This window comes from Comamonas testosteroni, from assembly GCF_000761245.1.
Classification (GTDB): Bacteria; Pseudomonadota; Gammaproteobacteria; order Burkholderiales; family Burkholderiaceae_C; genus Comamonas; species Comamonas testosteroni_C.
This window is the reverse complement of record NZ_AWOR01000068.1, coordinates 80,305-105,614: the sequence shown is the minus strand read 5'-3', so window position 1 is coordinate 105,614 and position 25,310 is coordinate 80,305. Positions and strand designations below refer to the sequence as shown.

Here is a 25,310-nt window from a genome sequence, read left to right as displayed (position 1 = left end):
GAACAGGAAGGCGTTCGGGGAAAGAGTGCGGGGCTTCAGTTCGGCTGCACGCCGGTGGACTGGGTCAGCGCAATGGCGACTGGCAGGTAGGACTGGTAGTCGCTGGCGGCCTGGGCGGGCGTGTTGCCTATGGGGTCGGCCCCCATTTCCTTCAGGCGGCGCAGCATCTCGGGCTGTCGGATCACCACGGCCACCTCGCGGCCGATGAGCTCGACGATGGCGTCGGGCGTCTTGGCCGGAGCCATCAGCGAGGTGGGCGCCATGAAGATGTAGACGTCGTCCTTGAAGCCCTGTTCGGCAAAGGTGGGCACGTCGGGCAGGGCGGTCGCGCGGCTGGTGCCGGGCACGGCCAGGGCGCGCAGCCGACCGGACTCGATATAGGGCTTGAGCGCGGAGATGGAGGCCGAGGTCATCTGGATCATGCCGCTGATGAGGTCGGAGACCATGGGGCTTTCGCCCTTGTAGGCGGCGTGCAGCACCTTGACGCCGTACTTGCGCTCCATGAAAGCCTGTATCTGGTGCGGCTGCGTGCCCGCGCCCCAGGAGCCCATGGCGTAGTCGCCGGGCGCCTTGCGCACCAGCTCGATCAGCTCGGCAAAGGTCTTGGCAGGCACGGAAGAGTGCACGGCCATGACGGTGCGCTGGCCGGCCACGTCCGAGACCATGCGCAGGTCGGTGCGCGGGTCGTAGGGCAGCTTCTTGTACAGCACCAGGTTGGCGGCGATGGGGCCGGGCACGGTCAGCAGCAGGGTGTAGCCGTCGGCAGCGCTCTTGGCCACGTAGTCCGTGCCAATGATGCCGCCCGCGCCGCTGCGATTTTCCACGATGACGGGTTGGCCCAGGCGCTTGGACAGGCCGTCGCCCAGGGTGCGCGCGAGGATGTCGGAGGAGCCGCCTGCCGCGAACTGCACGATGATGCGCACGGGCCGGCTGGGGTAGCCGCCCTGGGCGCGTGCGGCGGCCGGAGCCAGGGCGAATGCGGGAGCGAGTGCGGGAGCCAGGCCCGCCAGATGCAGCAGGCAGCTGCGCCGGGACAGGCCTGTGTAGCCGGTGGTGGAGCCGGCTGCGCAGCTGCCTGCAGGCAGGCCCTGCATGGCGCCGTCGTTGTGGCCGCCAGCGGCCGGGGCATGGGTGTGATGGGTCTTCATGCGAATCCTTGGGTTGGGGCAGAGGACATGCGGGCCGGGTCCGTGCAGCGGTCGGCGCCTATCACCAGCGCATCGACCGCCACGCAGCCGCCCTGCTCCCGGGGCAGGGCGATCAGCGGGTTGATCTCGGCGCTGGACAGGGTGTCGCCGCAGCGCTGGGCAAAGTCGGCCAGGGCCACCAGCGCATCGGCCAGCGCCTGCAGGTCCGCAGGCGGCTTGCCGCGCGCGCCGGCCAGGATGGGGAAGGTGCGCAGCTCCTGCACCATGGCCAGGGCATCGCCCCGGGTGATGGGCAGTGCGCGCAGCGACACGTCGCGCAGGATTTCGACGTGGATGCCGCCCAGGCCGAACATCAGCACCGGGCCGAACACCGGATCGCGGTGCACGCCCGCAATGCATTCGACGCCGCCGTGCACCATGCGGGCGGCCAGCGCTCCGTCCAGCTGCGCTCCGGGTCGTGCCTGGCGCGCACTGGCGAGAATGCGCTCGAAGGCGGCGCTCGCATCCACGGCCGTGCGCAGGTTCAGCGCCACGCCGCCGACCTCGGACTTGTGCGCGATGTCGGCGCTGGCCACCTTCAGCGCAATGGTGCCGCCCAGGGCCTGCACGGCCTGCGCCGCCTGCTGCTGGGTGCGCACCAGCTGGTGGGGCACCACGGGCATGCCGGCCTTGGCCAGCAGCTCCATGCTGCGGGCTTCGGACAGGCTGCCCGCAGGCAGCTGCAGTGCAGCCTGGGCCGGGGAAGCCGGCGGCAGCGGCGCATCGGCCAGCGAGGCCAGGGCGCCTATGCAGCGTATGGCCGCGCTGGGGTCCGAGAACACCAGGCAGCCCAGGGCTTCCATCTCGGCGCGGCGTGCGTCGGAGCACAGCGTGCAGATGGCCAGCAGCGTGTCGGGGTGGGCGGCGCGCAGCTTTTCCACCAGGGAGCGCAGCGCGGCCCAGAACGCGTCGGACAGGCCGCCTGCGGCGAAAAAGCCCAGCCAGCTCGCGAAGTTCCGATCCTGCATCATCAGCTCGGCGCTGCGCTCGAGCAGCGTGACGTCGTTGGTGACCTGGCCCGTGATGTCCACGGGGTTGCGCGGCGCGGCAAACGGCACCCATTCGAGCAACTGGCGCTGGGCGGCCTCGGACAGGGGCTGCACGTCGAGACCGGCGGCGCTGGCGTCGTCGGCCATCATGGCGCCCACGCCGCCCGAGACGGTGAGAAGTCCCAGGGATCGGTTGCGCGGAATCGGCGCGATGGAGGCGCTGGCTGCCAGCGCGAAGAAGTCGCTGATGGTGTGTGCACGCAGCACGCCGTACTGGCGGAACACGGCGTCATAGACGGCATCGTTGCCGGCCAGCGATGCCGTATGCGAGGCGGCCGCAGCCGCGCCCAGCTCGCTGGTGCCCACCTTGAACATGATCACGGGCTTGCCGCGCTCGCGCGCCAGCGCCAGGGCCGCGCGCAGGCGCTCGCCGTCGCGGCAGCCCTCCATGTAGGCCATGATGACATCGGTCTGCGGATCGCGAGCCAGCCAGGCCAGGCCGTCGGCCAGCTGCACGTCGGCTTCGTTGCCCGTGGTCGCCCACAGGGACAGGCCCAGACCGCGCTCGCGCGCCATGCTGTAGGCATAGGCTCCGAAGGCCCCGGACTGGCTGATCAGGCCTATGCGCCCGGGCTTGACGCGGCCCGCATTGGGGGCGGGCGAGAAGGTGGCATAGGTCTGGTGGCCGGGGCGCATGAAGCCCAGGCAGTTGGGGCCTATGAGGCGTATGCCGGCAGCGCGGGCGCGTTCCTGCAGGGCCTGCTGGGCGGCTGCGCCTTCGGCGCCGGTTTCGGCAAAGCCCGACGAGAACAGCACCATGGAGCGCACGCGGGCCGCGGCCGCGTCCTCAAGCACCGCGGCCACATGGGCCTGGGGCACGGCCACGATGGCCAGGTCCACGGGCTCGGGGATGTCGGTCAGCCGCGCGTGGGCGGGCAGGCCCTGCACCGTGGCCGAGCGCGGGTTCACGGCATGCAGCCGGCCCGTGTAGCCAAAGCGCAGCAGGTAGTCGAGCGCAATGCCTCCTATGCGCTGCGGCGAGTCGGTGGCGCCGACGACGGCGATGGAGCGTGGCGAGAACAGGGCGTCCAGCCCGGCGAAATCGAAGTCCATTGATGGCTGCATGAAGTTCCTCTGTCAGAAGTTGTGGCGCACGCCCAGTGCCTGCGAATGCACGCTGTTGCCGCTGTCGGCCACCACGGGAACGTTGGCGATGGATACCGAGGAGCCGCCCCCGTTGCTCAGTTGCAGCCAGCGCGCGTACAGCGTGGTGCGCTTGCTCAGGTGGTAGTCGTAGCCCAGGGTCCAGGCGGTCTGGCGGCGTTCGGAGCCGTCGACCTTGCGGCGTGCCACCGACAGCAGCACCTTGGACGTGAAGGTCGCACTCCACTCCGTGCCCAGCTGCAGGAGGCGGGCGTCGCCCGTACCGGCCTGGTTGATGCTGCCGCGGCTGTAGCTGCCGCTCAGGCGCAGCGCAGGCATGGCCTCCCAGCTGGCCACCAGCGTCTGGTAGCGGCTGGTGCGCGGCGTGGCCACGGGCGCTGCCGCGCTGCCTTCTGTGGAGTTCTGGACGCTGTAGGCCACGAAGAAGGGCTTCTGCCTCCAGCCCACGGTGGCGCCGTAGAGCCGGGCGTTGTTGCTGTTGGGCGAGGGCACCTCGCCGAAGGAGTAGGCCAGGTCCAGCACCCAGGGCTGGCCCTCGGGAAGGCGGTAGCGCACGAGATTGCTGCCGCGCGCGGCAAAGGCCTTCAGGCGGGGCTGGCCGTCGGTGCTATAGCCGAGGTTGGTGGGAGAGAACAGTGAATTCATGCCGAATGGATCGGCGCGGAACAGGGCGCTGAACATGGGCGTGTACATGCGGCCCATATCGATGTGGCCCCAGGGCGCGCTCAGGCCGACGAAGGACTGGCGGGTGAAGGCCAGGGAAGGGCCGGGAATGGTGCCCATGCCGGTGTCCGGAGTGACGCCGGCCTCGAGCATGAAATGGGCGCGCCAGCCGCCACCCAGTTCCTCGGAGCCGCGAAAGCCTATGCGCGAGGCGGCGCTGCCGCCGTCTTCCAGGCGTGTCAGCCGTGTGGCCCCCGATCGGGCACTGTTGAGATGGACGTCCATGACGCCGAAGATCTCCACGCTGCTCTGGGCCCAGGCGGCACTGCCGACTATGGCCCAGCCTGCGGCGGCCAGCCATTGTTTGTGCTTCACGATATGTCTCCTGTGTTTGTGCTTTTGCACGGGCGCACAGCCTTGCGTTGCGGTGTGACTGCTACTATCCGAACCAGTGCGGTTGGCACTCTGTCAACGCTTTGACAATTGGCGGCACTCGAGCCCGGGACTAACCCGGAGCCTGTTTTTCCGCGCACACAGATCCATGCCTCGCAAACACCACCCTGAAGCCGATTCCGTGGCGCTGATACGGCGAGCCCTGAGGCTGTGCCCGCTGATGAGGCACTGGCCGGATGACGTGCTGGACGAAGTGGTGGCCGTGGCGCGGCTGAGGCGCTATGACAAGCGAACGCCCCTCATGGTCGGCGAGCGATCGCGCCGCGAGGTGCTGGTGGTGGCTTCGGGGCGTCTGGCGGTGGAGGGCGTGGATGCGGCGGGCGTGCGCTTCGTGCTGTCCCTGCACGGCCCCGGAGAGATCTTGAGCCTGGTGCGCATGCTGGGCAACACCCGCTTCGTCTATCACTTCGTGGTGCAGGAGGGCACGGTGCTCGTGCACCTGCCGGGCGGGGCGTTCATGGCCGTGCTGGATGCGCATCCGGCGCTGTGGCGCGATGTCTGCATGCTGGTGCTGGAGCGCCTGCACGAGCAGATTGCCACCCAGCAGCGCCGCGCTCTGGGCCATACCGCCAACCATGTGGCCGATGCGCTGGTGCGGCTGGCGCTGATCCACGGCAAGCCCATCGAAGGCGGCCAGGCCGTGAGCCTGCGCATCTCGCAGGGCGATCTGGCGGCCATGGTGGCGGTCTCGCGCCAGACCGTGAACAAGGAGCTGCGCACGCTGGAGCAGATGGGCGTGATCAATGCGGCCTACGGGCGCGTGACCATCCACGACCTTGAAGCCCTGCGCCAGGCAGCCGGCGGCTGATCTGCCTGCGGCGCGTGCTGTGTCAGCCTCAGCGCAGTGCCGCTTGCGGCGCGGGGCGCATCAGCGTGCTCTGGCCGAACAGGCTTTGCACCAGATCGACCACCAGCTCCGCCGTCTGGTTGCGCAGGTCCAGCGCCGGGTTGAGCTCCACAATGTCCAGCGAGGCAAGACGGCCGGTGTCGGCAATCATTTCCATGCACAGCTGGGCCTCGCGGTAGGTGGGGCCGCCGCGTACCGGCGTGCCGGTGCCGGGAGCAATGTCAGGATCGAGAAAGTCCACATCAAAGCTCAGATGCAGGTGGATGTCCCTGTCGTTGCGTCCCAGCAAGGTGAGCAGTGCCCGGCGCATCACTTCACGCATGCCCAGCTCGTCAATGGCCCGCATGTCGTAGACCTCCAGCCCCAGCTCTCGGATCATGTGCTTTTCGCTCTCGTCCACGCTGCGCAGGCCGATCTGACAGAACGATGAGGCGGGCAGGGCGGGAGTCGTGCCCGACAGCGAGGCCAGCTCCGTCGGCCCCAGTCCGCAGAGGCTTGACACCGGCATGCCGTGCAGATTGCCCGTGGGCGAGCTTTCGGGGGTGTTGCAATCCGAGTGAGCGTCCAGCCAGAGCACGCGCAGCTGCTTGCCCGTGGCGCGGCAATGGCGGGCCACGGCGCTGATGGAGCCCGTTGCAAGCGTATGGTCACCACCCAGCAGTATGGGTAGCCGGTTTTGCTGCAGCACCTGCAGTACCGCGTCATGGGCGATCCGGTTCCAGCTCAGGCATTCGGCCAGATTGCGCAGGCCCTGGGCGTCGCGCGCGCCACGCGGGTTGGCGGGGCCGCTCAGATTGCCCAGATCGCTGACCTGCACGCCCAGCCGTTCAAGGGCTGGAGCGAGCTGGGCCACACGCAGGGCATCGGGCCCCATGGCTGCGCCAAGGCGTGAGGCACCGATATCGGTGGGCAGACCGATCAGTGTGGATGATGTGTATGCCATGAGCCGCTCCGCTTCAGGCCGTCTTACGGGCCGCAAGATTGATGATCTGGGGATTCGATGCCTGTCTCACCATGGCAAACAGGTCCTTGGGGTCGGCGAGCTCCGGCACCAGCTCGATCTGGGACAGCAGGCCCGCGCCTTGCGCCAGGCTATGCATGGTGCGCAGCGCCGAGTAGTCCTCCAGTGCGAAGCCCACGGAGTCGAACAAGGTGATCTGGTCGGCCGATGTCCGGCCCGGCGCCAGCTTTTGCAGCACGCGCCACAGCTCGGTCACGGCAAAGTCGGCAGGCATTTGCTGCAGCTCGCCCTCGATGCGCGTCTGCGGCTCGTACTCGACAAAGACCTGTGCACGTTGCAGGGCGCTGGCATCGAACTCTGTCTTGCCGGGGCAATCTCCGCCCACGGCATTGATATGCATGCCGGGCTCCAGCAAATGCCCGGGGATGATGGTGGCGTGGGTCTTGTCGGCGGTGACGGTGGTCACGATGTCCGTGCCGGCCACTGCGTCCCGCACGCTGGTGCAGACGATGGCCGTGGCGCAAAAGCCGGGCAGGAACGGCTGCAGGTTGCGCAGCAGCTTTTGCGAGGCTGCAGGGTCGATGTCGAACAGGCGCAGCTCGCGCACGCCCAGCAGCTCCATGAAGGCCAGGGCCTGAAATTCACTTTGCGAGCCATTGCCTATCAGCGCCATGCTGCGGTTGCCGGTGCGCGCCAGATGACGCGCGGCCATGGCGGATGTGGCAGCGGTGCGCAAGGCCGTGGTCAGCGTCAGCTCGCTGACAAAGCGCGGCATGCCGGTGGCGACATCGGCCAGCGCGCCGAAGGCCATCACCGTGGGCAGGCCCAGGCGCGGATTGTGCGGGTGGCCGTTGACGTATTTGAAGGCGTAGTCCCGCGCATCGGCCACCGGCATCAGCTCGATCACGCCGCTGGCGGAATGGGCGGCCGTACGCGCGCTTTTGTCGAAGTCCTGCCAGCGGCCGAAGTCGGCCTCCAGGGCTTGGCTGATCAGGCGCAGCACCTGGGTGATGCCGATGCGCGCGACCAGCCGGGCTGCATCGCTGGCGCTGAGAAAGTCGGTGCGCAAAGGTGTGCCGGCCAGAGCTTGAGGAACAGACATAAGACCTCCTCCTTGGCCTCATTTTTGAGGATTTCTGCGCCAAACGCCAGAGAAATGCCGCTCGGATGAAGCCTGGGCCCTGCCCGCACCCGCCATGGTCCGCATGCGCACGCGCGTGGCTGCAGGACTGTCGTCAGGGAAGATGGGACAATATCGGCCATGACTCAGCAGACCATCACGATTACCCGCCCCGATGACTGGCACTTGCATGTGCGCGATGGCGATGCCATGCGCTGCGTGGTGCCGCACACTGCCCGCCAGATGGGCCGTGCCATCATCATGCCCAACCTCAAGCCCCCGGTCACCACGGCGGAGATGGCAGCGGACTACCGCGCCCGCATTCTGTCGGCCGTGCCCGCAGGCAGCCGGTTCCAGCCGCTGATGACGCTGTATCTGACGGACAACCTGGGTCCCGAGGAAATCGTGCATGCCAAGGCAGCCGGCGTGGTGGCCTGCAAGCTCTACCCCGCAGGTGCCACGACCAATTCCGACCACGGCGTGACCGATCTGCGCAAGATCTACCCGACGCTGGAGGCCATGCAGCGCGAAGGCCTGGTGCTGCTGGTGCACGGTGAAGTGACCGATCAGAGCATCGACCTGTTCGACCGCGAAGCCGTGTTCATCGAGCAGCAGCTCAAGCCTCTGCGCAAGGATTTCCCCGAGCTCAAGATCGTCATGGAGCATGTGACGACCAAGGAAGCCGCCGAGTACGTGGCCGCAGCCGATGATTTCCTGGCAGCGACCATCACGCCCCAGCATCTGCTGTTCAACCGCAATGCCATCTTCCTGGGCGGCGTGCGCCCGCACTTCTATTGCCTGCCGGTGCTGAAGCGCGAAACCCATCGCCTGGCGCTGGTGCAGGCCGCCACCAGCGGCAGCCGCAAGTTCTTCCTGGGCACGGACAGCGCTCCTCACGCCGCGCACCTGAAGGAAGCCGCGACCGGCTGCGCCGGCTGCTACAGCGCCCACGCCGCCATCGAGATGTATGCCGAGGTGTTTGACGGCGTCGGCGCCCTGGACAAGCTCGAAGCCTTTGCCTCCTTCAACGGCGCCGATTTCTACGGCCTGCCCCGCAACACCGACACCATCACCCTGGTCAAGGAAAGCTGGACGCCGCCCGTGAGCTTTGCATACGGCGAAGGTGCGCAGCTCAAGCCGCTGCGCTTTGGCGAAGCCCTGCCCTGGAAGATGCTGGATTAAAAACAGTAGCTGCAAGCGCCTGTGTTCAATTGAATTGAAGGTGTTTTCGTTCTGAAATTTAGAAGGGAGTTGCGCAAGCTGCTCCTTTTTTAATTTGGCTTTGCGCAAGGCCTCGGTTAGGCTTGGCCAAACAGCGCTCAGGAGATTGCATGCCCAACGATGTCCAGCCCAGGATTGCCTTGCTGATCGATGCGGACAACGCGCCCGCGGAGATGATTGACGAGATATTGACCGAGCTGTCCACCTTCGGCCTGATCAATATCCGCCGTGCCTATGGCAACTGGACCAAGGCCGGTCTGCATGGCTGGCAGAGCAAGCTGCTCGAATATGCCGTGCGGCCCATGCAGCAGTTCGATTACTCCAAGGGCAAGAACGCGACCGACATGGCCATGACGGTGGATGCCATGGAGCTGCTCTATACCGAAAAGCCCGATGCCTTCGGCATCGTCTCCTCGGACGCCGACTTCACGCCGCTGGTCATGCATCTGCGCGCCAAGGGCGCTGCCGTCTACGGATTCGGTGCGGAGCAGACACCCAAGGCTTTCGTCAACGCCTGCTCGCGCTTTCTGTATTTCGATGCGCTCAAGGAGCTGGGCGACGGCATTGTCAGCCGCAGTGAACGCCGCGAGTTGGAAGAATATGCGGGGGAAGCGTTGCCGCAGTCATCTGCCAGCCTTGTCGCGGCTGTGACGGCCGTGCCTGCCATCCTTGAAAAAGCACCAAGCTCTGCGGAGCCGGCGACTCCGGCGCCGGTGCCGACCAATTTGCTGCGCCAGAACACCAAGCTGCTGGCGATGTTGCGGGATGCGGTGAAGGCTACCCAAGATGAAGCCGGGTGGGCGTTGGTGGGTAAGCTGGGCACGCATATCGGCAACAAGCTGTCTTTTGATGCGCGCAACTATGGCTACCCTTCCTTGAGCAAGCTGCTGGCGGCAATTCAGGCATTTGAATTCCGCGATGAAGGCACTTCGCGAGTCGCCGTGCGCGACAAGCGCCTGAAGAAAGCAGCGTCGCCCCAGAGCATCTCGGCCGCAATGCCACCGCCAAAATAGCGGCATGGAATGCATGAATCCGCTGCGCACCGCATGTCCGGGCCTATCGAGCGCCAGTGATGCCGAGGCATTTTTGGCGATCGACTGGTCACGCCCCTGGCTCAGCTGCCTGGCCTCTGCCGGGCGGTCGATGGCGGAGCGCATTGCGAAAGGGATGCCTGTGTACCTAGCGCTCAATGACAGGCTGCCCCCGGCCCTGAGCGATCATGGCTGGCACTTTTTGCCGCAAGAGGCATTGCCTGCCGGTCAGGCCTATGAGGCATTCATCCACAGCCGGCGCAGCATTCCCACGCGCGACAATCTGCATGACTTCTTCAACGGCCTGATCTGGCTGCACTGGCCGCTGCTCAAGCAGCGGCTCAACGCGCTGCAGGCGGCCGAGATAGCGCGCCAGGGTGTGGGAGCGCAGCGCGGGCGCCTGCGCGACTCGATCACGGTGCTGGACGAAAACGGCGGCCTGCTGCTGGCGCCGCAGGCCCTGTGCGATGCGCTGCGCGACAAGCGCTGGCAGGAACTGTTCGTGGGCCGGCGTGCGCTGTGGCAGCAGGCGCGCCTCCTTCCCATAGGCCATGCACTGCTGGAAAAGCTGGTCCAGCCGCGCAAGGCCATCACCGCACATGTGATCTGCGTGCCGCTGGAGCAGGCGCCGCGCCTGACATCGCTGGCCGAGGCCGACGGCTGGCTGGACGATCAGTTGAGGACCCAGTCTTGCAATCTGGCCAGCAAGCCCTATCTACCAATTCCCATATTGGGAATCCCGGACTGGTGCCTGCAAAACCAGAACTTTTCCTTCTATGATGACTCTCTAGTTTTCCGAGCCCCACGTACCGCACAAACAACACAACAACGGGTACTGCCAGAAAGAGAACTGGCTTGATGCGCATTCGTCCTGCACAGGCGGTGCCTCAGGGGTTCTGGCCATTTTGTCCCCTGTGTGGAGTACACCCTCGATGAAACGTATTGCCTTATTTCTATTGACCAATATCGCCGTGGTGGCGGTATTGGGCATTGTCGCCAGCTTGCTGGGCGTCAACCGCTACCTCACTGCCAACGGCCTCAACCTGGGCGCCCTGCTGGGCTTTGCCTTCATCATGGGCTTTGGCGGCGCCATCATCTCGCTGCTGATCTCCAAACCCATGGCCAAGTGGACGTCGGGCGTGCAGGTCATCAACGAGCCGCGCAACGCCGATGAGGCCTGGATCGTCAACACCGTGCGCGGCTTTGCCGAGAAGGCCGGCATCGGCATGCCCGAAGTCGGCATCTATGAGGGCGAGCCCAACGCCTTTGCGACCGGCGCCTTCAAGAACTCGGCCCTGGTGGCGGTGTCCACAGGGCTGCTTGAAGGCATGACGCGCGAAGAGGTCGAGGCCGTGATCGGTCACGAAGTGGCCCACATCGCCAATGGCGACATGGTGACCATGACGCTGATCCAGGGCGTGATGAACACCTTTGTGGTCTTCCTCTCGCGCGTGATCGGCTATGCGGTCGACTCCTTCCTGCGCCGCAACGACGAGCAAAGCTCGGGCCCCGGCATCGGCTACATGATCACCACCGTGGTGCTGGATATCTTGCTGGGCTTTGTCGCCGCCATGATCGTGGCCTGGTTCTCGCGCCAGCGTGAGTTCCGCGCCGACGCGGGCGCCGCGCAGCTCATGGGTCGCAAGCAGCCCATGATGAATGCGCTGGCCCGTCTGGGCGGCATGCATCCGGGCGAGCTGCCCAAGAGCGTGGCGGCCATGGGCATTGCCGGCGGCATCGGCCAGCTGTTCTCCACCCACCCGCCCATCGAGCAGCGCATTGCTGCACTGCAAAACGCCCGTTAAGCGTACACATGTGTAAACGGCAGTAGCCGGTCTTTACCGCTGCTTCACAAGCCCCTGTCAACAACTGGCAGGGGCTTTTGCGTTGTAAGAGCATATACATGTCCCCCGGACTTTCAGGAGTTGTGATGTCCTTCATCTCTCAAACCATGACCCGCCGACTGCTGCCGGTCTTGCTGCTGGGTGGCTCGGCCGCCCTGCTTACGGGCTGCGTGGTGGCCCCGGCCTATCCGGCTTATGGAGGCGAGGTGGTCGCGGGCGACGTCTATGCACCCATGGCCCCGCCTCCCCTGATCAACGAGGTGATCCCGGTGGCTCCCTCGCCGGCCTATGTCTGGATCGGCGGCTCCTGGGGCTGGGGCGGCGGACGCTACAACTGGCGTCCCGGTCGCTGGGCCATGCCGCCACGTCCCGGCTACGGCTGGCATGAAGGGGGCTGGAACCATGGCCCTGGAGGCTGGCATCATGGCGGTGGCCATTGGGGGCCGCGCCGCTGAGGGCGTCCGCTAGGTGACAAGAGATGGCATAAGCCCGCTAGGCGGGCCATGCCGGCATCGCTAGAGTCGGATGCAGGAGGTTTGCCGTGAATCCTGCTCTTGTCACCCGCCGCGAAGGCGCTGTTCTCGTTCTCTCCAACAACAACCAGGCCGCGCGCAATGCGCTGTCGCCCGAGTATTACCACGCGGTCATGGAAGCGCTGCGTGCGGCCGGCACCGATGCCTCGGTGGCCGCTGTGATCCTCACGGGCGAGGGCGGTCATTTCTGCGCTGGCGGCGATCTGAACCAGCTGGCGACGCGGCGCGAGATGCCGCTGGCCGAGCGCCGTCTCAGGCTCGAGGATCTCAACCATCTGATGCGTGCCATACGCGACTGCCCCAAGCCCGTGATCGCGGCGGTGGAGGGTGCTGCCGCGGGTGCGGGCCTGTCTCTGGCCATGGCTTGCGACATGCTGGTGGCGGCAAGGTCTGCGGTTTTCTCGGTGGCCTATGTAAAGGTCGGCCTCACCCCCGACGGTGGCGCGACGTCGTTTCTGGCCGAGTTCATGTCCCGTCAGTTGCTGACCGAGCTCTGCATGACGGGTGAGCGCATCAGCGGCGAGCGCATGCATGCGTATGGCTGCATCAACCGTTTGACGGAGCCGGGCCAGGCCTTGGCCCAAGCGCTGGAGCTGGCGCGGCAGCTGGCCCAGGGGCCGGAGGTGGCGACCGCGCGTATCAAGGCACTGTGCCGCGTGGCCCACAGCCACAGCCTGGAGCAGCAGCTGGCGCTGGAGGCTGACTACATGGTCGAGGCCCAGGGCAGCGAGGAGTCCCGCGAAGGCATTGCGGCCTTTCTGGAAAAGCGTGCGCCCGACTTCGTCAGGCTGCGCGGAGCCTGACAGGTCGTATCCGACGGCCTAGCGAACCGTGTAGTTGAGCTGGAACATCACGCCGGCATTGCCCAGCACATTGATCTGGGCTCCCCAGTTCCGATTGAAGTCATAGCCCACGGCCGGAATGGCCGTGATGCCCCAGCCATGCCGGTTGTTGAACGGGATCTTCTTGTTGTACGGAAACTTGTAGCCGTGAATGATGCCGCCCGTGACCTTGAAGAAAAGGCCTGGCACGCTGTCAAACGGTCTGAAGCGCCAGCCGTAGTAGGCGTACTGGCTGGGCTGGCCAAATGAATTCTTGAAATAGGCAAAGCCTGCGATATGGCGTTCGTCCAGCTCCTTCTCGGCCTGGATCAGCCAGACATAGGCATGCTTTTGTTCGTCGGGCTCGAAATCGTTTTCCTTTTTGGCATCGGAGAAATGCCAGTCCAGGGGGGCGTAGCCAAACATCCAGCCCGACAGCGCAGAGGGCTTGTCGGCGGTAGTTGAATCGCTAGTTTGTGCGCTGGCGCTGGTGGCAGCCAGCCAGCAGGCCAGTCCCAGGGTTAAAGAGGCAGGTGCGAGTCGCAGAGGTTTCATGGTGACGCTTGGCGTGCGATGAAGCCCCCAGCGTACCGATGCCAAGCCTGGCGCAATGTCAGTCAGCGTCCCAAAACCTGTAGGGCCATGACGTCTGGCATGGAAGTACCCATCAAAGGCAGCCAGCAGCAGGGCTGGCATGCCTGAGAGTGGGTGCAGCGTGGCTGTCTGCCTCGCTTACAGGGCGCCGCCCGAGCCGCGCGCGCCCGATGAGGGCACCTCGACGCCGAGAATCGCCGCAGCCACGGCCTCGCCGACCTTGATGCCGTCCACACCGGCCGACAGAATGCCGCCCGCATAGCTGGCACCTTCGCCTGCCGGGTACAGGCCGCGCGTGTTGTCGCTCTGGAAGTCGGCGCCGCGACCGATCTTGACCGGGGACGAGGTGCGGGTTTCCACACCGGTCAGCACGGCATCCTTCATGTCGTAGCCGCGAATCTTTTTGCCAAAGGCGGGCAGGGCCTCGCGCATGGCTTCGATCGCATAGGCGGGCAGGGCCTGGTGCAGATCGCCGAGGCTGATGCCGGGCTTGTAGGAGGGCTGAACTTCGCCAAATTCGGTGGATGGCTTGCCAGTCACAAAGTCGCCCACGAGCTGGCCGGGCGCACTGTAGTTCTGGCCGCCGAGCACATAGGCTTTGGACTCCAGCTGGCGCTGCAGCACAATGCCGGAGAGCGGGTGATGCTCGCCTTTTTGCAGCTTTTCGACGCCGAAGGTCTTGCCGTCGAAGGCCCAGGCAAAGCTCTCGGCGTCTTGCGGGTAGTCTTCGGGGCTGATGGCGCAGACCATGCCGGCATTGGCATTGCGCTCGGCGCGCGAATACTGGCTCATGCCGTTGGTGACGACGCGCCCGGGTTCGCTGGTCGCGGCCACCACGGTGCCGCCCGGGCACATGCAAAAGCTATAGACGGCGCGGCCGTTTTTGGCATGGTGCACCAGCTTATAGTCGGCAGCGCCCAGCAGCGGGTGGCCGGCATCCTTGCCCCAGCGGGCGCGGTCGATCACGCTTTGCGGATGCTCGATGCGAAAGCCCACGGAGAAGGGCTTGGCCTCCATGGCCACGCCGCGCTCGTAGAACATGGCAAAAGTGTCGCGCGAGCTGTGGCCCAGCGCCATCACGGCATGATGGGTGGGCAGCGCATAGCTTTGGCCTGTGGCCTGGTCGAGCACCTGCAGGCCGACCAGCTGGCGCTGGCCGTCGACCTCTTCGATCTGCACATCGGTCACGCGCTGCTCGAAGCGGATTTCGCCGCCCAGGCGCACGATTTCCTCGCGAATGCCTTCGACCAGCTTGACCAGCTTGAAAGTTCCGATATGGGGGTGAGCCGCGTAGAGAATTTCGGGCGGAGCACCATAGGTCACGAACTCGGTCAGCACCTTGCGGCCCAGATGGCGCGGGTCCTTGATCTGGCTATAGAGCTTGCCGTCGGAGAAGGTGCCGGCGCCGCCTTCGCCGTACTGCACATTGGACTCGGGCGTCAGCTCGCGCTTGCGCCACAGGCGCCAGGTGTCCTTGGTGCGCTCGCGCACGGTCTTGCCGCGCTCCAGCACGATGGGCTTGAAGCCCATCTGGGCCAGCACCAGTCCGGCAAACATGCCGCAGGGGCCAAAGCCCACGACCACGGGGCGCTCGTCCAGATCCGCCGGGGCCTGGCCCACGGGTTTCCAGCTCATGTCGGGCGTGGGATTGACATGGGGATGGTCGGCAAACTGCGTCAGCAGCGCAGCTTCCTGGCCTTCGTCGGCCAGCGTGATATCGACAATGTAGACGGCCAGCAGTTCCGCCTTGCGCGCATCGAAGCTGCGCTTGTGCACATGCAGCTTGGCAATGGCGGAGGATGGAATGCCCAGACGCTCGGCCGCGAGCTGCGTGAGCTTGTCCGTGGGCTGATATTCGGTGTGGTTCTCGGGGTGGTATTCAACCGCCGAGAGAGGGAGTTTGAGTTCTGCGATCCGGATCATGGCTTGTACCTATCAAGCAAGGGTCTGGATGGTACGGCAAAGACCTGATGACCGCGCGACAAGGCCATGGTGACCTCGAGCTTTGTTGTGCTTATCGATTCTAAAAAGATAGCTTCTTGCGCTTGTTCCATCTCATGTTTTCATATAAATGAATACGAAGTTACTATGTAGCAAGAGAAGTAAGCTATGCATTTGATAGTTATGTGCTGATGGCCTTTTGTTATTTGTAGAGCAGTTGCGGCAGCCACAGACCGATCTGCGGCCAGATGTAGAGCAGCACGATGGCCAGGATTTGTATGCCCATGAAGGGCATCATGCCCAGGAAGATCTGGTTGAGCGTCACCGAAGGCGGTGCCACTCCCTTGAGGTAGAAGGCAGACATGGCCACGGGTGGCGAGAGGAAGGCCGTCTGCAGATTCAGCGCCACCAGCAGGCCGAAGAACAGCGGGTCAACGCCAAAGTGGTTGAGCAGGGGAATGAAGATGGGCATGAAGATGACGATGATCTCGGTCCACTCCAGCGGCCAGCCCAGCAGAAAGATCACGACCTGGGAGAGGATCATGAACTCGATCTTGCTGAGGTTCATGGACAGCACCCAGCGCTCTATGAGCTCCTGCCCGCCCAGCAACGCAAAGGCGGCGGAGAAAATGGCCGAGCCCACAAACAGCCAGCAGACCATGGCCGAGGTCTTGGCGGTCAGGTACACGGACTCCTTGACGACATTGAGACTCAGGCGCTTGTAGGCAGCGGCAAGCACAAAGCCGCCCAAGGCGCCCATGGCAGCCGCTTCGGTCGGCGTGGCCAGGCCAAAGACAATGGAGCCGAGTACGGTCAGGATCAGCACTACCAGCGGAAAGAACGAGCCCAGCAGCATCTTGAAGATTTCCAGCCGCGCAAAACTCAGAAACAGGTAGAACAGTGCGGTGCAAGCCCCCAGCATTGCAAAGCCAATCCACCACCAGGTGGGGGCTGGCTGGGTTTCAGCCTGGCTGGCAGCAGGCACGCCCGGTGCGTTGCTGCCTGTTTCAGGCTCTGCCAGCGCCGTTGCTGCCACTGTGCTGGAGGACTCCGAGCCGGGCGGCTCCTGCAGCCCTCCTTCGGTTGGTGGTTCCTGCAAGCCACCTTCTATGGGCGGCTCGGTCAGGCCTGTGCCGGAGCTCGAGGAGCTGCCGCTTTCCATGCCTATGGGCTGGATCTCGAACTGTTCCTGCACCTTCGGCGTTGTCACTGCCTGCCAGCTGCTGGCAGCCAGCAGCAGGAACAGCATTCCGGGCAGAACCACCACGGCCAGCTGGCGCAGCAGGTAGCCCGTGGGTACCTGTGCATTGCGCTGGCCTTTGAGTGCGGCCAGCAGGCGCATGGGGGCGTATTGCTGAGCGGTGGCGGGCAGCTCGCGCGTCAGGGGCGGTAGAGCTACCTGGCGCTCGGCGGCTGACAGCGGTGGTGCCCAGGCCGGCTTGATCTTGGCCATGAGAATCACGTAGCCCACGTACAGGCCGGCAAGCATCAGGCCAGGGAAGAAAGCGCCGGCATACAACTGGACGACGGAAACGCCTGCTGTCGCGCCATAGAGAATCAGCAGCACCGAAGGCGGTATCAAGATGCCAAGGCAGCCACCCGCCGTGATGGCCCCTGCCGCCATGGACGTGCTGTAGCCGGCACGCAGCATGGTGGGCAGTGCCAGCAGGCCCATGAGCGTGACCACGGCGCCCACAATGCCGGTGGCGGTGGCAAACACGGTGCAGGTCACCAGCGTGGCCACAGCAAGCGAGCCCGGCACGCGGGCCATGGCCAGGTGCATGCTTTTGAACAGCTTTTCGATCAGGTTGGCGCGCTCGACCAGATAGCCCATGAAGACGAAAAGGGGGATGGCGATGAGCACGTCATTGGTCATGCTCTTGTAGGCTGACTGAACCATCAAATCCAGTGTGCGTGTGGTATCGCGCTCATAGGCCAGCCAGGTGAAGATCATGCCCATGCCCATCAGCGTGAAGGCCGTGGGAAAGCCCAGCATGATGGCGACCACCACCAGCGAAAGCATCAGCAGGCCCAGATGGCCGTTGGTGATGTTTTCTACGCCCAGCAGCAGCACGATGGCCGAGAGCACGACCAGGGCCATGATGGAAAAGCCGAACCACAGTTCCTTGCGCATCTTCATGCTTTTCCCTCCTGCACCATTTCCTTGAGCTTTTCCACATCCACTTCTTCCACGTCTGCGCTGCGGCGGGGCCATTGGCCGTCGCGCAGGCACAGCATGCAGCGGGCGATCTCAGCAAGGCCCTGAAGCAGCAGCACGCCACCGGCCAGCGGAATCATGAATTTGAATGGATACAGCGGCAACGGATGGGCAGAGAAGGTCTGCTCGCGAATGTCCAGCGATTCGCGGGCATAGGTCCATCCGGCCCATGTCAGGGCCAGCACGCCAGGCAGAAAGAACAGGATGTACAGGCACAGATCAACGGCAGCCTGCGCACGCGGGCTGAAGAAGCCGTAGAGGACATCGCCGCGCACATGGCCGTTCTTGGACAGGGTGTAGGCGCCGGCCAGCATGAACATGGTGCCGTAGAGCATGATCTGTGCATCCAGCACCCAGGCGTGAGGTTTGTTCAGTGCATAGCGGGAGAACACCTCCCAGCTGATCAGCATTGTCAGCAGCACCACGGCCCAGGCCGCCACCTTGCCGATAAAGGTCGAGAACGCATCGACAGCAAGCAGAATTTTTTGCATGGCAGTCTCCGCTGCGTGAGGCAGCGAGGTGCGAAGAGGAGATGCCCGCCTGCCGGGGCGGGACTACGGGAGGCAGGCGCAGCCCCTTCTGGGCTGCGCCGTGCCGCAATCAACTGCGCTTTTGCGCGAAATAGTGGTTCCAGGCCATCTTGAAGTCGAGGTCGGTATCGTTTTGCCAGCGCCCGCTGCGCTGGGCAAACGTGCGCATGGAGTCCATCACCCGCTTGAACATGGGGTTCTCGGCGGCCTTCTTGGATGTCACCTTGTCCCAGGCGGCCAATTGGGCGCGCAGGATGGCGTCGGGTGTCTTGTAGAACTTCACGCCTTGCTTGGACTGCATCTCTGCATAGTCCTTGGCATAGCGGTCGGTGGCCTTCCAGCTCATGTCGGCGCTGGCGGCCTGGGTGGCGTACTCGATGATGGACTTGATCTCGGCCGGCAGGGCGTTGAACTTGGTCTTGTTGAACAGCACCTCGAACTGCTCACTCGACTGGTGAAAGCTTTGCAGCATGCAGTTCTTGGTCACATCCGGAAAGCCCAGCACGCGGTCGCTGGATGCATTGTTGAACTCGGCGGCATCCAGCAGGCCGCGATCCAGGGCTGGAACGATCTCACCGGCAGGCAGCGGGTTCACTGCCAGACCCATCTCCGTAAACACATCCACGGCAAGGCCGACGGTGCGGAATTTCAGTCCCTTGAGGTCCTCCACCTTGGCCACGGGTTTCTTGAACCAGCCCAGCGGCTGGGTCGGCATGGGGCCGTAGAGTTTGGAGACCACGTCCATTTTCAGGCCGCCGTAGATTTCGTCCAGCAACTCCTTGCCTCCGCCATAGTTGTGCCAGGCCAGCACCATATTGGCATCCATGCCAAAGGCCGGCCCGGACCCCCACAGCGCTACGGCCTGGCTTTTGCCATACCAGTACGCAATCACGCCGTGCCCGCCATCCAGCGTGCCTTTGGATACCGCATCCAGCAACTGGAACGCAGGCACCACGGAGCCGGCAGGCAGCACCTCGATCTTGAGGCGGTTGCCGGTCATGTCGTTGACTTTCTTCGCGAAGTCCTGGGCAAACTCGTGAAAAATATCCTTGGCTGGCCAGGTACTCTGAAAGCGCCAGGACGTGGTCTGGGCCGTGCTTATCATGGGCACGGACATGGCGGAAGCAGCCACCGCGGCACCTTTGAGTAGGTTGCGGCGGCCGGTTTTCTGGGTCTCCTGTGTCATCTACTTCATCTCCTCATGGTGGTTATCCTGGCCTTCCGCCAGTGCATGCATCTTTGAAGCGAGTGACAGGCCGGCGCAGAGGGTTAACACCAGACTTGATGGGCGGATGGCGGCTTGAAGTCTTGATTTTTTCTTAGTGAAATCAAACGATTACGCCCGAAGTTAAAGTGGTGATTGCTATGGATTGGTGAGTGTTTGGCAGTGTCGGAGATCTGCCGGTTTAGGGTAATTTGGGGGGGCGCTGCGTGGATGTATCGTTGCGGTAAAGCTCGCAAGGCAAGCGCCTGAATGCCTGGCCGTGCACTAGCATGCAGTCAGTCTGACTTGATGCCCAAGCTCCATGTCCCATTCATCCTCCGACTCTTTCCCACCGCTTACCCGCAGGCATTGGCTGCAGCATTCCGGTGCTGTACTGGGGGCGCTGCCCGTCATTCCCCTGCTCGGCTGCGCAGCTCCCGCTGCGCAGTCGGTGAGGAGCGGGGGGCAAGCCGCTGCGCCATGGCTCAGCGGTGGTACCAAGGCCATCACCGCTGCCGTGCGCGGCATCAATCCGTTTGCCGGTGCCGGGCTGGCGGGTAGTTGCCGCCTGAGCTGCGAGGCCACCATAGGCCCCTGCCATACGCTGTCGCCCGAGCGCATGGATATCAGCGATGGCTGGAATGGCCTGCCGTTGCATATGCAGATTCGCGTGGTCAACGAGCGCTGCGAGCCGGTGGCGGGCACGATTGTGGAGATCTGGCATACCAATCACACGGGCGGTTACTCCGGCCAGATTCACCGCATGTGCAACAACGATGCCGCCGATGTGAACAAGCAGTTCTTTCGCGGCTATCAGCGCACCGACGGCAATGGCGTGGCGCGCTTCGACAGCTGCTACCCCGGCTGGTATCGAGGCCGTGCCGTGCATGTGCACTTCCGCATTCTGCAAGGCAGCTACGACCCGGCGGACAGCGCTGCATCGTGGCTGACCAGCCAGCTGTTGTTCAGCGATGCGCTCAACAGCGAAATCTTTGCGCAGGCGCCGCTCTACAAGGACAAGGGCCAGCCCGATACCCGCCTGGATGTGGACAACGTGGTCGGGCAGGAGCCGGACAAGACACCTTATGTCTTCGATGTGCAGAACCTGGCAGGGGTGATGCTGGCATCGAAGACCGTGGTGGTGCGTAGCGACAGTGCCGACAAGCTCTGCCAGGTCAAGGGCTCCATGCCGCCAGGCGGCCCAGGTGGGCCTGGAGGTCCGGGGCGGCCCGGCGGCATGCGGCCGCCGCGCCCGGGCATGATGCCGCCACCTCCGCCCGGCACCTGAACCAGGCTTCAGATCACCAGTCTGGAGTAACCGATTCCGGCCGCTTTTTCCACGCGGATCTGCGCCGGAATACGCTCCTTGAGCGCTTCCACATGGCTGATGACGCCAATCATCTTGCCGCTGGCATTGAGTGCATCGAGCGCGGCGAGGGCCATCTCCAGCGTGTCGCCGTCCAGCGTGCCGAAGCCTTCGTCCAGGAATAGCGAATCGATCGAGGTCTTGCTGCTGACCAGATCGGACAGTGCCAGTGCCAGTGCCAGGCTGACGAGAAAGGCCTCGCCGCCGGAGAGCGTGCGCGTGTCGCGCGCCACATCGCCCTGCCAGCCGTCCACGATGTCCAGCTCCAGCTCGCCCGTGGGCTTGCGCCGCAGCAGATAGCGACCGTGCAGGCGCTCCAGGTGCCGGTTGGCCAGATGCAGCAGATGGTCCAGCGTCAGCCCCTGTGCAAATTTGCGGAACTTGTCGCCCCTGGCGGAGCCGATCAGACCGTCCAGCCGCTGCCACAGGTCGCAGTCTTTTTCCTGCTCGGCAATCTGGGCCAGCAAGGCTTGCTGGCCAGCGCGGCGGTCATCGTCATCTTTGAGGCGGGCGCGGTGGGCGCCCAGTTGCTCGGCCTGCTGGGCTCGCTCGGCTTCCAGCTGGGTAATCTGCTCGGTAATGGTTTCGGGTGCTTCATCGCTGAGCGCCTGTGTCTGCAGTGTGGTCAGGCGCCGGCTGGCGTCTGCCTGCAAGGCGGCTGCGCGTTGTGCCGCGCCCTGAAGCTGGTTGCTCAGTGCCTGCAGACCTTGCTGTTCGGCATCGGACAGCAGAGCTGCGGTGTACTGCGCTTCGTCGGAGAACGGACTGGCCTGCAGCGCCTGCTGCCATTCGACCAGGGTCTGCTGCGTCGATTGCTGCAGCTGCTCGAGCGTGGCTTGTGCCTGGCTTTCCTGACCTTGCAGCGTGGCCAGTTGCTGCGCAGTCTGCTCGAGCAGAACTCTGCAGTCCTGCAGCGTGGCGGCGGGTGGTGCTGTACAGGCGGTGGCGTCGGCGGGCAGATCGGGCAGGGCCAGGCTGCGTTGCAGCCAGTGCTCGGCATCCTCTGCGGCTTGTTCGACCTGGCGTTGCAGCAGGTCGATCTGCTGGGTCAGCTCCTGCATTGCCTGTTGCTGGCGCTGCCATTGCTGCCATTCCTGCTGGCGTGCAGCCAGCCACTCTGCGGTGTCCGCGCTGTCGGGCAATGCGTAGCCTGCCGTCTGCAGAGCAAGCTGCAAGCGATTTTGCAGGTCGCCGGCCTGCTGTATCAAGGCTTGCAGTGCCTGGTCGGTCTGCTGCTGCTGCGTCAGATTGTTCTGCAGAGCCTGCTGGGTACTGGCCTGTGCATGCTCGATCTGCTGTTGGTGTTGCACAGCCGCCTGGCAGGCGTCCTTGGCCTGTTGCAGCTGGCGTTCGGCAGTTTCGGCATCGGCCAGGCTCTGCTGCAACTGTGCAATCTGCTGCCCGGCTTCAGCGCAAGCGGTGCGCAGTGCATCGGGCTGTTGCCATGCCGCCTCATCCAGCGGCACTGCGCTCTGTGCGCGCAGGTCAGCCCAGCGTGCCAGCCATTTCTCAATCTGCTGGGCAATGACCTGGTGCTGCTCCTGCTGCTGGTGCCGCTGACCCTGGGCAGTGGCCAGCGCGGTGTTCAGCTGCTCGCCCAGGCGCTGCAGTGACTCTAGTTCGCTGTGTGCTTGCTGCAGCGCAGCGGCAGTGGCAGATACATCCAGCGTGGCGTACTCGGTGATGGCAGGGTGCTCGTGCGATCCGCACAGCGGGCAGGCATCGCCGGGCTGCAGCGCGGCGCGGTGCTCTTGCAGGCTTTGGATGAGGCGCTCCTGGTCAAGCAGGGCTTGCTTGTCGGCCACCTTGTCCTTGAGCGCCTTGTACTGCGCACGCAAGTCGTCGCGTTGTGCAAGCTGCTGCTGAATGCGGGCATCAACGTCGCTCAACGCCTGCGCATTGCGCTGCTGCTGTACGTCCAGGGGCTGGCGCAGCGCGGCATGCTCCTGCAACAGCTGCCAGTGATGCAGCTGGCGCTGAGCGTTTTGCCAGTGGCTGCGCAACTGAGGCAGGCTGCCGTGCGTGAGCAGTTGCTGCTGCAGGGCTTGCTCTGCGGCCTGCTGCTGTTGCAGCGTCTGGGAGACTTGCTGTGTCGACTGCGTGGATTGCTGCTTCTGTGCATCTGCTTGCTGCTGCAGTTGCCGGGCGGCCTTCTGCAACTGCGTCATCTGGCCTTCTGCCTGGACGGTTTGACGTTGCAGTTGCTGGCCTTGCTGCAGCTGCTCGCGCCAGCCGCTGAGGTTCTCGCCCAGCAGGGCGTGGCTGGCATGGACCTGCAGCCATGCGGCCAGATTAGCCTGCTGATTCTGGGCAGACTCCAGCTGCAGCCTTGACTGCTGCTGCTGAGCGTCAGCCAATTGCCGGGCCTGTTGGTGTTGGTGCCATTGCGCGCTTTGGGCTTGCCGCCGCAGGGTATGCAGTTGCTGCAATTGCGCGGCCTGTTCGCTTTGCTGGCCTTGTGCCAGTTGCCAGCGCTGGTGCATGGGCTGGATTGCCTGCGCAGGTCCGTGGGCCTGCAGACGCAGCAAATCGTGCGCGGCATCACTCAGCGCTTGCCGGGCTTTCTCTTGTTCACTGCGGGCCTCTTGCACTGCCTGCATGGCCTGCATGGTTTGCGCCTGCCAGCGTTGCACGGTTTGCAGTTGCTGGTGGCGTGCCTGCAGATCCGTCAAGCCGGTCTGCAGCAGTGCCGCCTGGGATTGCAGTTGCTCGCGCGTGCTGGCATCCAGCAACTGCATGCCCTGTGCCTGGGCCTGCTGCTTTTCCAGGGCCTGGCGGGCGTCGCGTGCGCGTGCAAAGACGCTCTCCGAGATGCGGCCGTAGATATCGGTGCCGGTCAGCTCTTCGAGCAGTTCGGCACGCTCATTGGCCGTGGCCTGCAAGAAGGCGGCAAAGCCGCCCTGGGCCAGCAGCATGGACTTGGTAAAGCGTGCAAAGTCCAGCCCGGTGATCTCGGCGATGCGCCGGGTTTTGTCCTTGACGTGGGTGGTGAGTATGCTGCCGTCCGCCACCAGTGCCAGCTCCACCCTGGGCGCTTGCAGGGCTGCGTCGGGCTTGCCGCGCGCGCGGCGCTGGCTCCAGAAGGCGCGATAGGCCACGCCCTTGACCTCGAACTCCACCTCGGCTTCGCACTCGCCGGTGTGGCGCGTCATGATGTCGTTGCTGCCGCTGATGCTGTCGAGCCGCGGCGTCTGGTGATAGAGCGCCAGGCAGATGGCATCGAGCAGCGTGGACTTGCCCGCGCCCGTGGGGCCGGTGATGGCAAACAGGCCGTTGTCGGCAAAGGGGGCAGCGGTGAAGTCGATGTTCCACTCGCCCTTGAGCGAGTTCAGGTTCTTCAGGCGTAGTTTGAGAATTCTCATGCCGCTGCTCCTTGCTCGTCGTGGAGGCCGTGCAGCACCTGTTGATAGCGCTCGGTCAGCGCCGATTGCAGCGGCGGCTCCAGGCTCTCCTGGGCCAGTCGACGCGCAAACACATCGAGCGGAGTGAGTTCATCCAGTGACTCGCGGGCCTCGCCGGACAGCAGTGCCGCAGCCTGGCCGCGCTGGCGCTTGATGCGCAGAATCTCCACGGGCAGTGACTCGGCCATGGCCTGCACGCGCGCCGTGAGGTCGGACAGGTAGTCGTCATCTTGCACCGTCACCTCCAGCCAGACCGGCCGATCGGCCTGTGCCTGGGCCGAGGCAGATTCCAGCAAGGCAGGCATCTGCGCCAGAGTGCCGGCGATGGAGGCCATGGGCTGGAACACCGGCACGGGCAGGGCAGTGACGGTCTGCAGCCCGTCGGCATCCAGGTCCACCAGCAGTACCTGCTTGGTCTGCCTGGCTTCGTCAAAGCCCAGCGCAATGGGAGAGCCGCTGTAGCGAATGTGATCGAGTCCGCCGACGAGCTGCGGCTTGTGGATATGGCCAAGAGCGATATAGCAGGCTGGCGGAAAAGCATTGGTGGGAAAGGCCTCCAGTGCGCCCACATAGATCTCGCGCACCGATTCATTGCTGCTGGCTCCCACCGTGGTCAGATGGCCGGTGGCAATGATGGGCAGCCGCTCGCCCAGGCTGGCCTGCATCGTCTGTTGCTGCTGCAGGGCTGCGGCATATACGCGCAGGTAGGTGGCAGCTATCGCGGTTTGCAGTGCCTGCTGCTTGTCCTGCGCGCTTTGTCCGGCCTGGCTTTGCTGCACATCACGCGGGCGGATGAAGGGCAGGGCGCAGACGATGCAGCCCGGCTTGCGGGCCGTGCCGCGCAGCGGCAGCGTGATCACATGCCGGGCCTCGTCGCCGGTCGAGCTGACCACCTGGGCGCCCAGGTAGGTCAGCAGCTCGCGGCTTTCGTCGAGCACGCTGACCGAGTCATGGTTGCCGCCCAGAATCAGCAGGCCCACACCGGCCTGGTGCAGCCGCGCAATCAGCTGGTTGTAGAGTTCGCGCGCATAGCTGGCCGGTGCGCCGGTGTCGAACACATCGCCGGCAATCAGCACGGCGTCGACCTGATGGGCCTGTACCTGCTGCAGCAACCAGTCAATCAGGGCCTGATGTTCGGCCTGGCGGCTCTGGCCCATGAAGTGCTGGCCCAGATGCCAGTCGGAGGTGTGGAGAAGACGCATGCGGCGATGGTATGCCAGCC

At 64.6% G+C, this 25,310-nt stretch carries 20 protein-coding genes; 8 read left to right on the top strand and 12 right to left on the bottom strand.

Going from position 1 to position 25,310, the window contains the following annotated elements; genetic code table 11:
• Positions 1 to 35: 35 nt before the first annotated feature.
• The 3 genes from P353_RS19425 to P353_RS19415 are packed head-to-tail and all read right to left on the bottom strand — an operon-like array spanning position 36 to position 4,378.
• Entirely contained in the window at positions 36 to 1,148 is a 1,113-nt protein-coding gene (locus tag P353_RS19425; protein WP_080750620.1) for a Bug family tripartite tricarboxylate transporter substrate binding protein, read from the bottom strand.
• On the bottom strand, positions 1,145 to 3,301 hold the full coding sequence (locus P353_RS19420) for an acetate--CoA ligase family protein (protein ID WP_034373264.1): 2,157 nt from the start codon (positions 3,299 to 3,301) through the stop codon (positions 1,145 to 1,147). Before P353_RS19420 ends, P353_RS19425 begins: the two co-directional genes overlap by 4 nt.
• A 12-nt stretch (positions 3,302 to 3,313) precedes the next feature.
• Complete coding sequence (locus P353_RS19415) at positions 3,314 to 4,378, bottom strand: porin (protein ID WP_034373260.1); 1,065 nt, start codon at positions 4,376 to 4,378, stop codon at positions 3,314 to 3,316.
• Between the two features lie 166 nt (positions 4,379 to 4,544).
• Between P353_RS19415 and P353_RS19410 the strand changes: the two genes are divergently transcribed.
• A complete protein-coding gene (locus P353_RS19410; RefSeq protein ID WP_034373257.1) occupies positions 4,545 to 5,264 on the top strand; it encodes a Crp/Fnr family transcriptional regulator in 720 nt (239 codons plus the stop codon).
• 28 nt (positions 5,265 to 5,292) lie between these two features.
• On the opposite strand, the gene rocF is transcribed toward P353_RS19410, so the two are convergent.
• Complete coding sequence (gene rocF / locus P353_RS19405) at positions 5,293 to 6,246, bottom strand: arginase (RefSeq protein WP_034373254.1); 954 nt, start codon at positions 6,244 to 6,246, stop codon at positions 5,293 to 5,295.
• Positions 6,247 to 6,259: 13 nt separating this feature from the next.
• Positions 6,260 to 7,366, bottom strand: coding sequence for an ornithine cyclodeaminase (locus P353_RS19400; RefSeq protein WP_034373251.1), 1,107 nt, complete (start codon positions 7,364 to 7,366; stop codon positions 6,260 to 6,262).
• A 159-nt stretch (positions 7,367 to 7,525) separates the two neighbouring features.
• Between P353_RS19400 and pyrC the strand changes: the two genes are divergently transcribed.
• The 6 genes from pyrC (at position 7,526) to P353_RS19370 (ending at position 12,816) form a co-directional block, all read left to right on the top strand.
• Positions 7,526 to 8,566: a dihydroorotase gene (pyrC, locus tag P353_RS19395; protein WP_080750619.1), complete on the top strand. Its 1,041-nt coding sequence runs from the start codon at positions 7,526 to 7,528 to the stop codon at positions 8,564 to 8,566.
• A 149-nt stretch (positions 8,567 to 8,715) separates the two neighbouring features.
• On the top strand, positions 8,716 to 9,618 hold the full coding sequence (locus P353_RS19390; protein ID WP_034373246.1) for an NYN domain-containing protein: 903 nt from the start codon (positions 8,716 to 8,718) through the stop codon (positions 9,616 to 9,618).
• A gap of 4 nt (positions 9,619 to 9,622) precedes the next feature.
• Complete coding sequence (locus tag P353_RS19385) at positions 9,623 to 10,495, top strand: DUF3025 domain-containing protein (protein WP_080750618.1); 873 nt, start codon at positions 9,623 to 9,625, stop codon at positions 10,493 to 10,495.
• Between the two features lie 73 nt (positions 10,496 to 10,568).
• Positions 10,569 to 11,441 (top strand): protease HtpX, encoded by an 873-nt coding sequence (htpX, locus tag P353_RS19380; RefSeq protein ID WP_003068113.1) that lies wholly within the window; start codon positions 10,569 to 10,571, stop codon positions 11,439 to 11,441.
• Positions 11,442 to 11,566: 125 nt separating this feature from the next.
• Positions 11,567 to 11,935 carry a YXWGXW repeat-containing protein gene (locus tag P353_RS19375; protein ID WP_034373244.1) on the top strand — a complete coding sequence of 123 codons (369 nt, stop codon included), beginning with the start codon at positions 11,567 to 11,569 and terminating at the stop codon, positions 11,933 to 11,935.
• Positions 11,936 to 12,021: 86 nt separating this feature from the next.
• Complete coding sequence (locus P353_RS19370; protein WP_034373241.1) at positions 12,022 to 12,816, top strand: oxepin-CoA hydrolase, alternative type; 795 nt, start codon at positions 12,022 to 12,024, stop codon at positions 12,814 to 12,816.
• 18 nt (positions 12,817 to 12,834) lie between these two features.
• Here P353_RS19370 and P353_RS19365 read toward each other — a convergent pair whose 3' ends face one another.
• The 5 genes from P353_RS19365 to P353_RS19345 form a co-directional block, all read right to left on the bottom strand.
• A complete protein-coding gene (locus P353_RS19365) occupies positions 12,835 to 13,389 on the bottom strand; it encodes a hypothetical protein (RefSeq protein ID WP_034374099.1) in 555 nt (184 codons plus the stop codon).
• A 177-nt stretch (positions 13,390 to 13,566) separates the two neighbouring features.
• The gene (locus P353_RS19360) at positions 13,567 to 15,351 is read right to left on the bottom strand and encodes an NAD(P)/FAD-dependent oxidoreductase (protein WP_034373238.1); all 1,785 of its coding nucleotides are present in this window, start codon (positions 15,349 to 15,351) and stop codon (positions 13,567 to 13,569) included.
• 220 nt (positions 15,352 to 15,571) lie between these two features.
• The gene (locus tag P353_RS19355) at positions 15,572 to 17,509 is read right to left on the bottom strand and encodes a TRAP transporter large permease (RefSeq protein WP_034373236.1); all 1,938 of its coding nucleotides are present in this window, start codon (positions 17,507 to 17,509) and stop codon (positions 15,572 to 15,574) included.
• Positions 17,506 to 18,078 carry a TRAP transporter small permease subunit gene (locus tag P353_RS19350; RefSeq protein WP_034373233.1) on the bottom strand — a complete coding sequence of 191 codons (573 nt, stop codon included), beginning with the start codon at positions 18,076 to 18,078 and terminating at the stop codon, positions 17,506 to 17,508. The genes P353_RS19355 and P353_RS19350 overlap by 4 nt, the downstream gene beginning before the upstream one ends.
• A 109-nt stretch (positions 18,079 to 18,187) precedes the next feature.
• Positions 18,188 to 19,303, bottom strand: coding sequence for a TRAP transporter substrate-binding protein (locus P353_RS19345; RefSeq protein ID WP_003068127.1), 1,116 nt, complete (start codon positions 19,301 to 19,303; stop codon positions 18,188 to 18,190).
• 340 nt (positions 19,304 to 19,643) lie between these two features.
• On the opposite strand from P353_RS19345, the gene P353_RS19340 reads away from it, so the two are divergent.
• Complete coding sequence (locus P353_RS19340; RefSeq protein ID WP_034373230.1) at positions 19,644 to 20,609, top strand: intradiol ring-cleavage dioxygenase; 966 nt, start codon at positions 19,644 to 19,646, stop codon at positions 20,607 to 20,609.
• 8 nt (positions 20,610 to 20,617) lie between these two features.
• Here P353_RS19340 and P353_RS19335 read toward each other — a convergent pair whose 3' ends face one another.
• Positions 20,618 to 24,049 (bottom strand): AAA family ATPase, encoded by a 3,432-nt coding sequence (locus P353_RS19335; RefSeq protein ID WP_034373227.1) that lies wholly within the window; start codon positions 24,047 to 24,049, stop codon positions 20,618 to 20,620.
• Positions 24,046 to 25,290: an exonuclease subunit SbcD gene (gene sbcD / locus P353_RS19330; protein ID WP_034373225.1), complete on the bottom strand. Its 1,245-nt coding sequence runs from the start codon at positions 25,288 to 25,290 to the stop codon at positions 24,046 to 24,048. The genes P353_RS19335 and sbcD overlap by 4 nt, the downstream gene beginning before the upstream one ends.
• Between the last annotated feature and the right edge of the window lie 20 nt (positions 25,291 to 25,310).

Excerpts from the sequence above, each read along its gene's own strand:
- P353_RS19335 (WP_034373227.1), bottom strand. The coding sequence starts at position 24,049 with ATGAGAATTCTCAAACTACGCCTGAAGAACCTGAACTCGCTCAAGGGC.
- P353_RS19360 (WP_034373238.1), bottom strand. The coding sequence starts at position 15,351 with ATGATCCGGATCGCAGAACTCAAACTCCCTCTCTCGGCGGTTGAATAC.
- sbcD (WP_034373225.1), bottom strand. The coding sequence starts at position 25,290 with ATGCGTCTTCTCCACACCTCCGACTGGCATCTGGGCCAGCACTTCATG.
- P353_RS19410 (WP_034373257.1), top strand. The coding sequence starts at position 4,545 with ATGCCTCGCAAACACCACCCTGAAGCCGATTCCGTGGCGCTGATACGG.
- P353_RS19420 (WP_034373264.1), bottom strand. The coding sequence starts at position 3,301 with ATGCAGCCATCAATGGACTTCGATTTCGCCGGGCTGGACGCCCTGTTC.
- P353_RS19355 (WP_034373236.1), bottom strand. The coding sequence starts at position 17,509 with ATGAAGATGCGCAAGGAACTGTGGTTCGGCTTTTCCATCATGGCCCTG.
- P353_RS19375 (WP_034373244.1), top strand. The coding sequence starts at position 11,567 with ATGTCCTTCATCTCTCAAACCATGACCCGCCGACTGCTGCCGGTCTTG.
- P353_RS19390 (WP_034373246.1), top strand. The coding sequence starts at position 8,716 with ATGCCCAACGATGTCCAGCCCAGGATTGCCTTGCTGATCGATGCGGAC.
- P353_RS19365 (WP_034374099.1), bottom strand. The coding sequence starts at position 13,389 with ATGAAACCTCTGCGACTCGCACCTGCCTCTTTAACCCTGGGACTGGCC.
- P353_RS19350 (WP_034373233.1), bottom strand. The coding sequence starts at position 18,078 with ATGCAAAAAATTCTGCTTGCTGTCGATGCGTTCTCGACCTTTATCGGC.
- P353_RS19340 (WP_034373230.1), top strand. The coding sequence starts at position 19,644 with ATGTCCCATTCATCCTCCGACTCTTTCCCACCGCTTACCCGCAGGCAT.
- P353_RS19400 (WP_034373251.1), bottom strand. The coding sequence starts at position 7,366 with ATGTCTGTTCCTCAAGCTCTGGCCGGCACACCTTTGCGCACCGACTTT.
- P353_RS19385 (WP_080750618.1), top strand. The coding sequence starts at position 9,623 with ATGGAATGCATGAATCCGCTGCGCACCGCATGTCCGGGCCTATCGAGC.
- P353_RS19425 (WP_080750620.1), bottom strand. The coding sequence starts at position 1,148 with ATGAAGACCCATCACACCCATGCCCCGGCCGCTGGCGGCCACAACGAC.
- htpX (WP_003068113.1), top strand. The coding sequence starts at position 10,569 with ATGAAACGTATTGCCTTATTTCTATTGACCAATATCGCCGTGGTGGCG.
- pyrC (WP_080750619.1), top strand. The coding sequence starts at position 7,526 with ATGACTCAGCAGACCATCACGATTACCCGCCCCGATGACTGGCACTTG.
- P353_RS19345 (WP_003068127.1), bottom strand. The coding sequence starts at position 19,303 with ATGACACAGGAGACCCAGAAAACCGGCCGCCGCAACCTACTCAAAGGT.
- rocF (WP_034373254.1), bottom strand. The coding sequence starts at position 6,246 with ATGGCATACACATCATCCACACTGATCGGTCTGCCCACCGATATCGGT.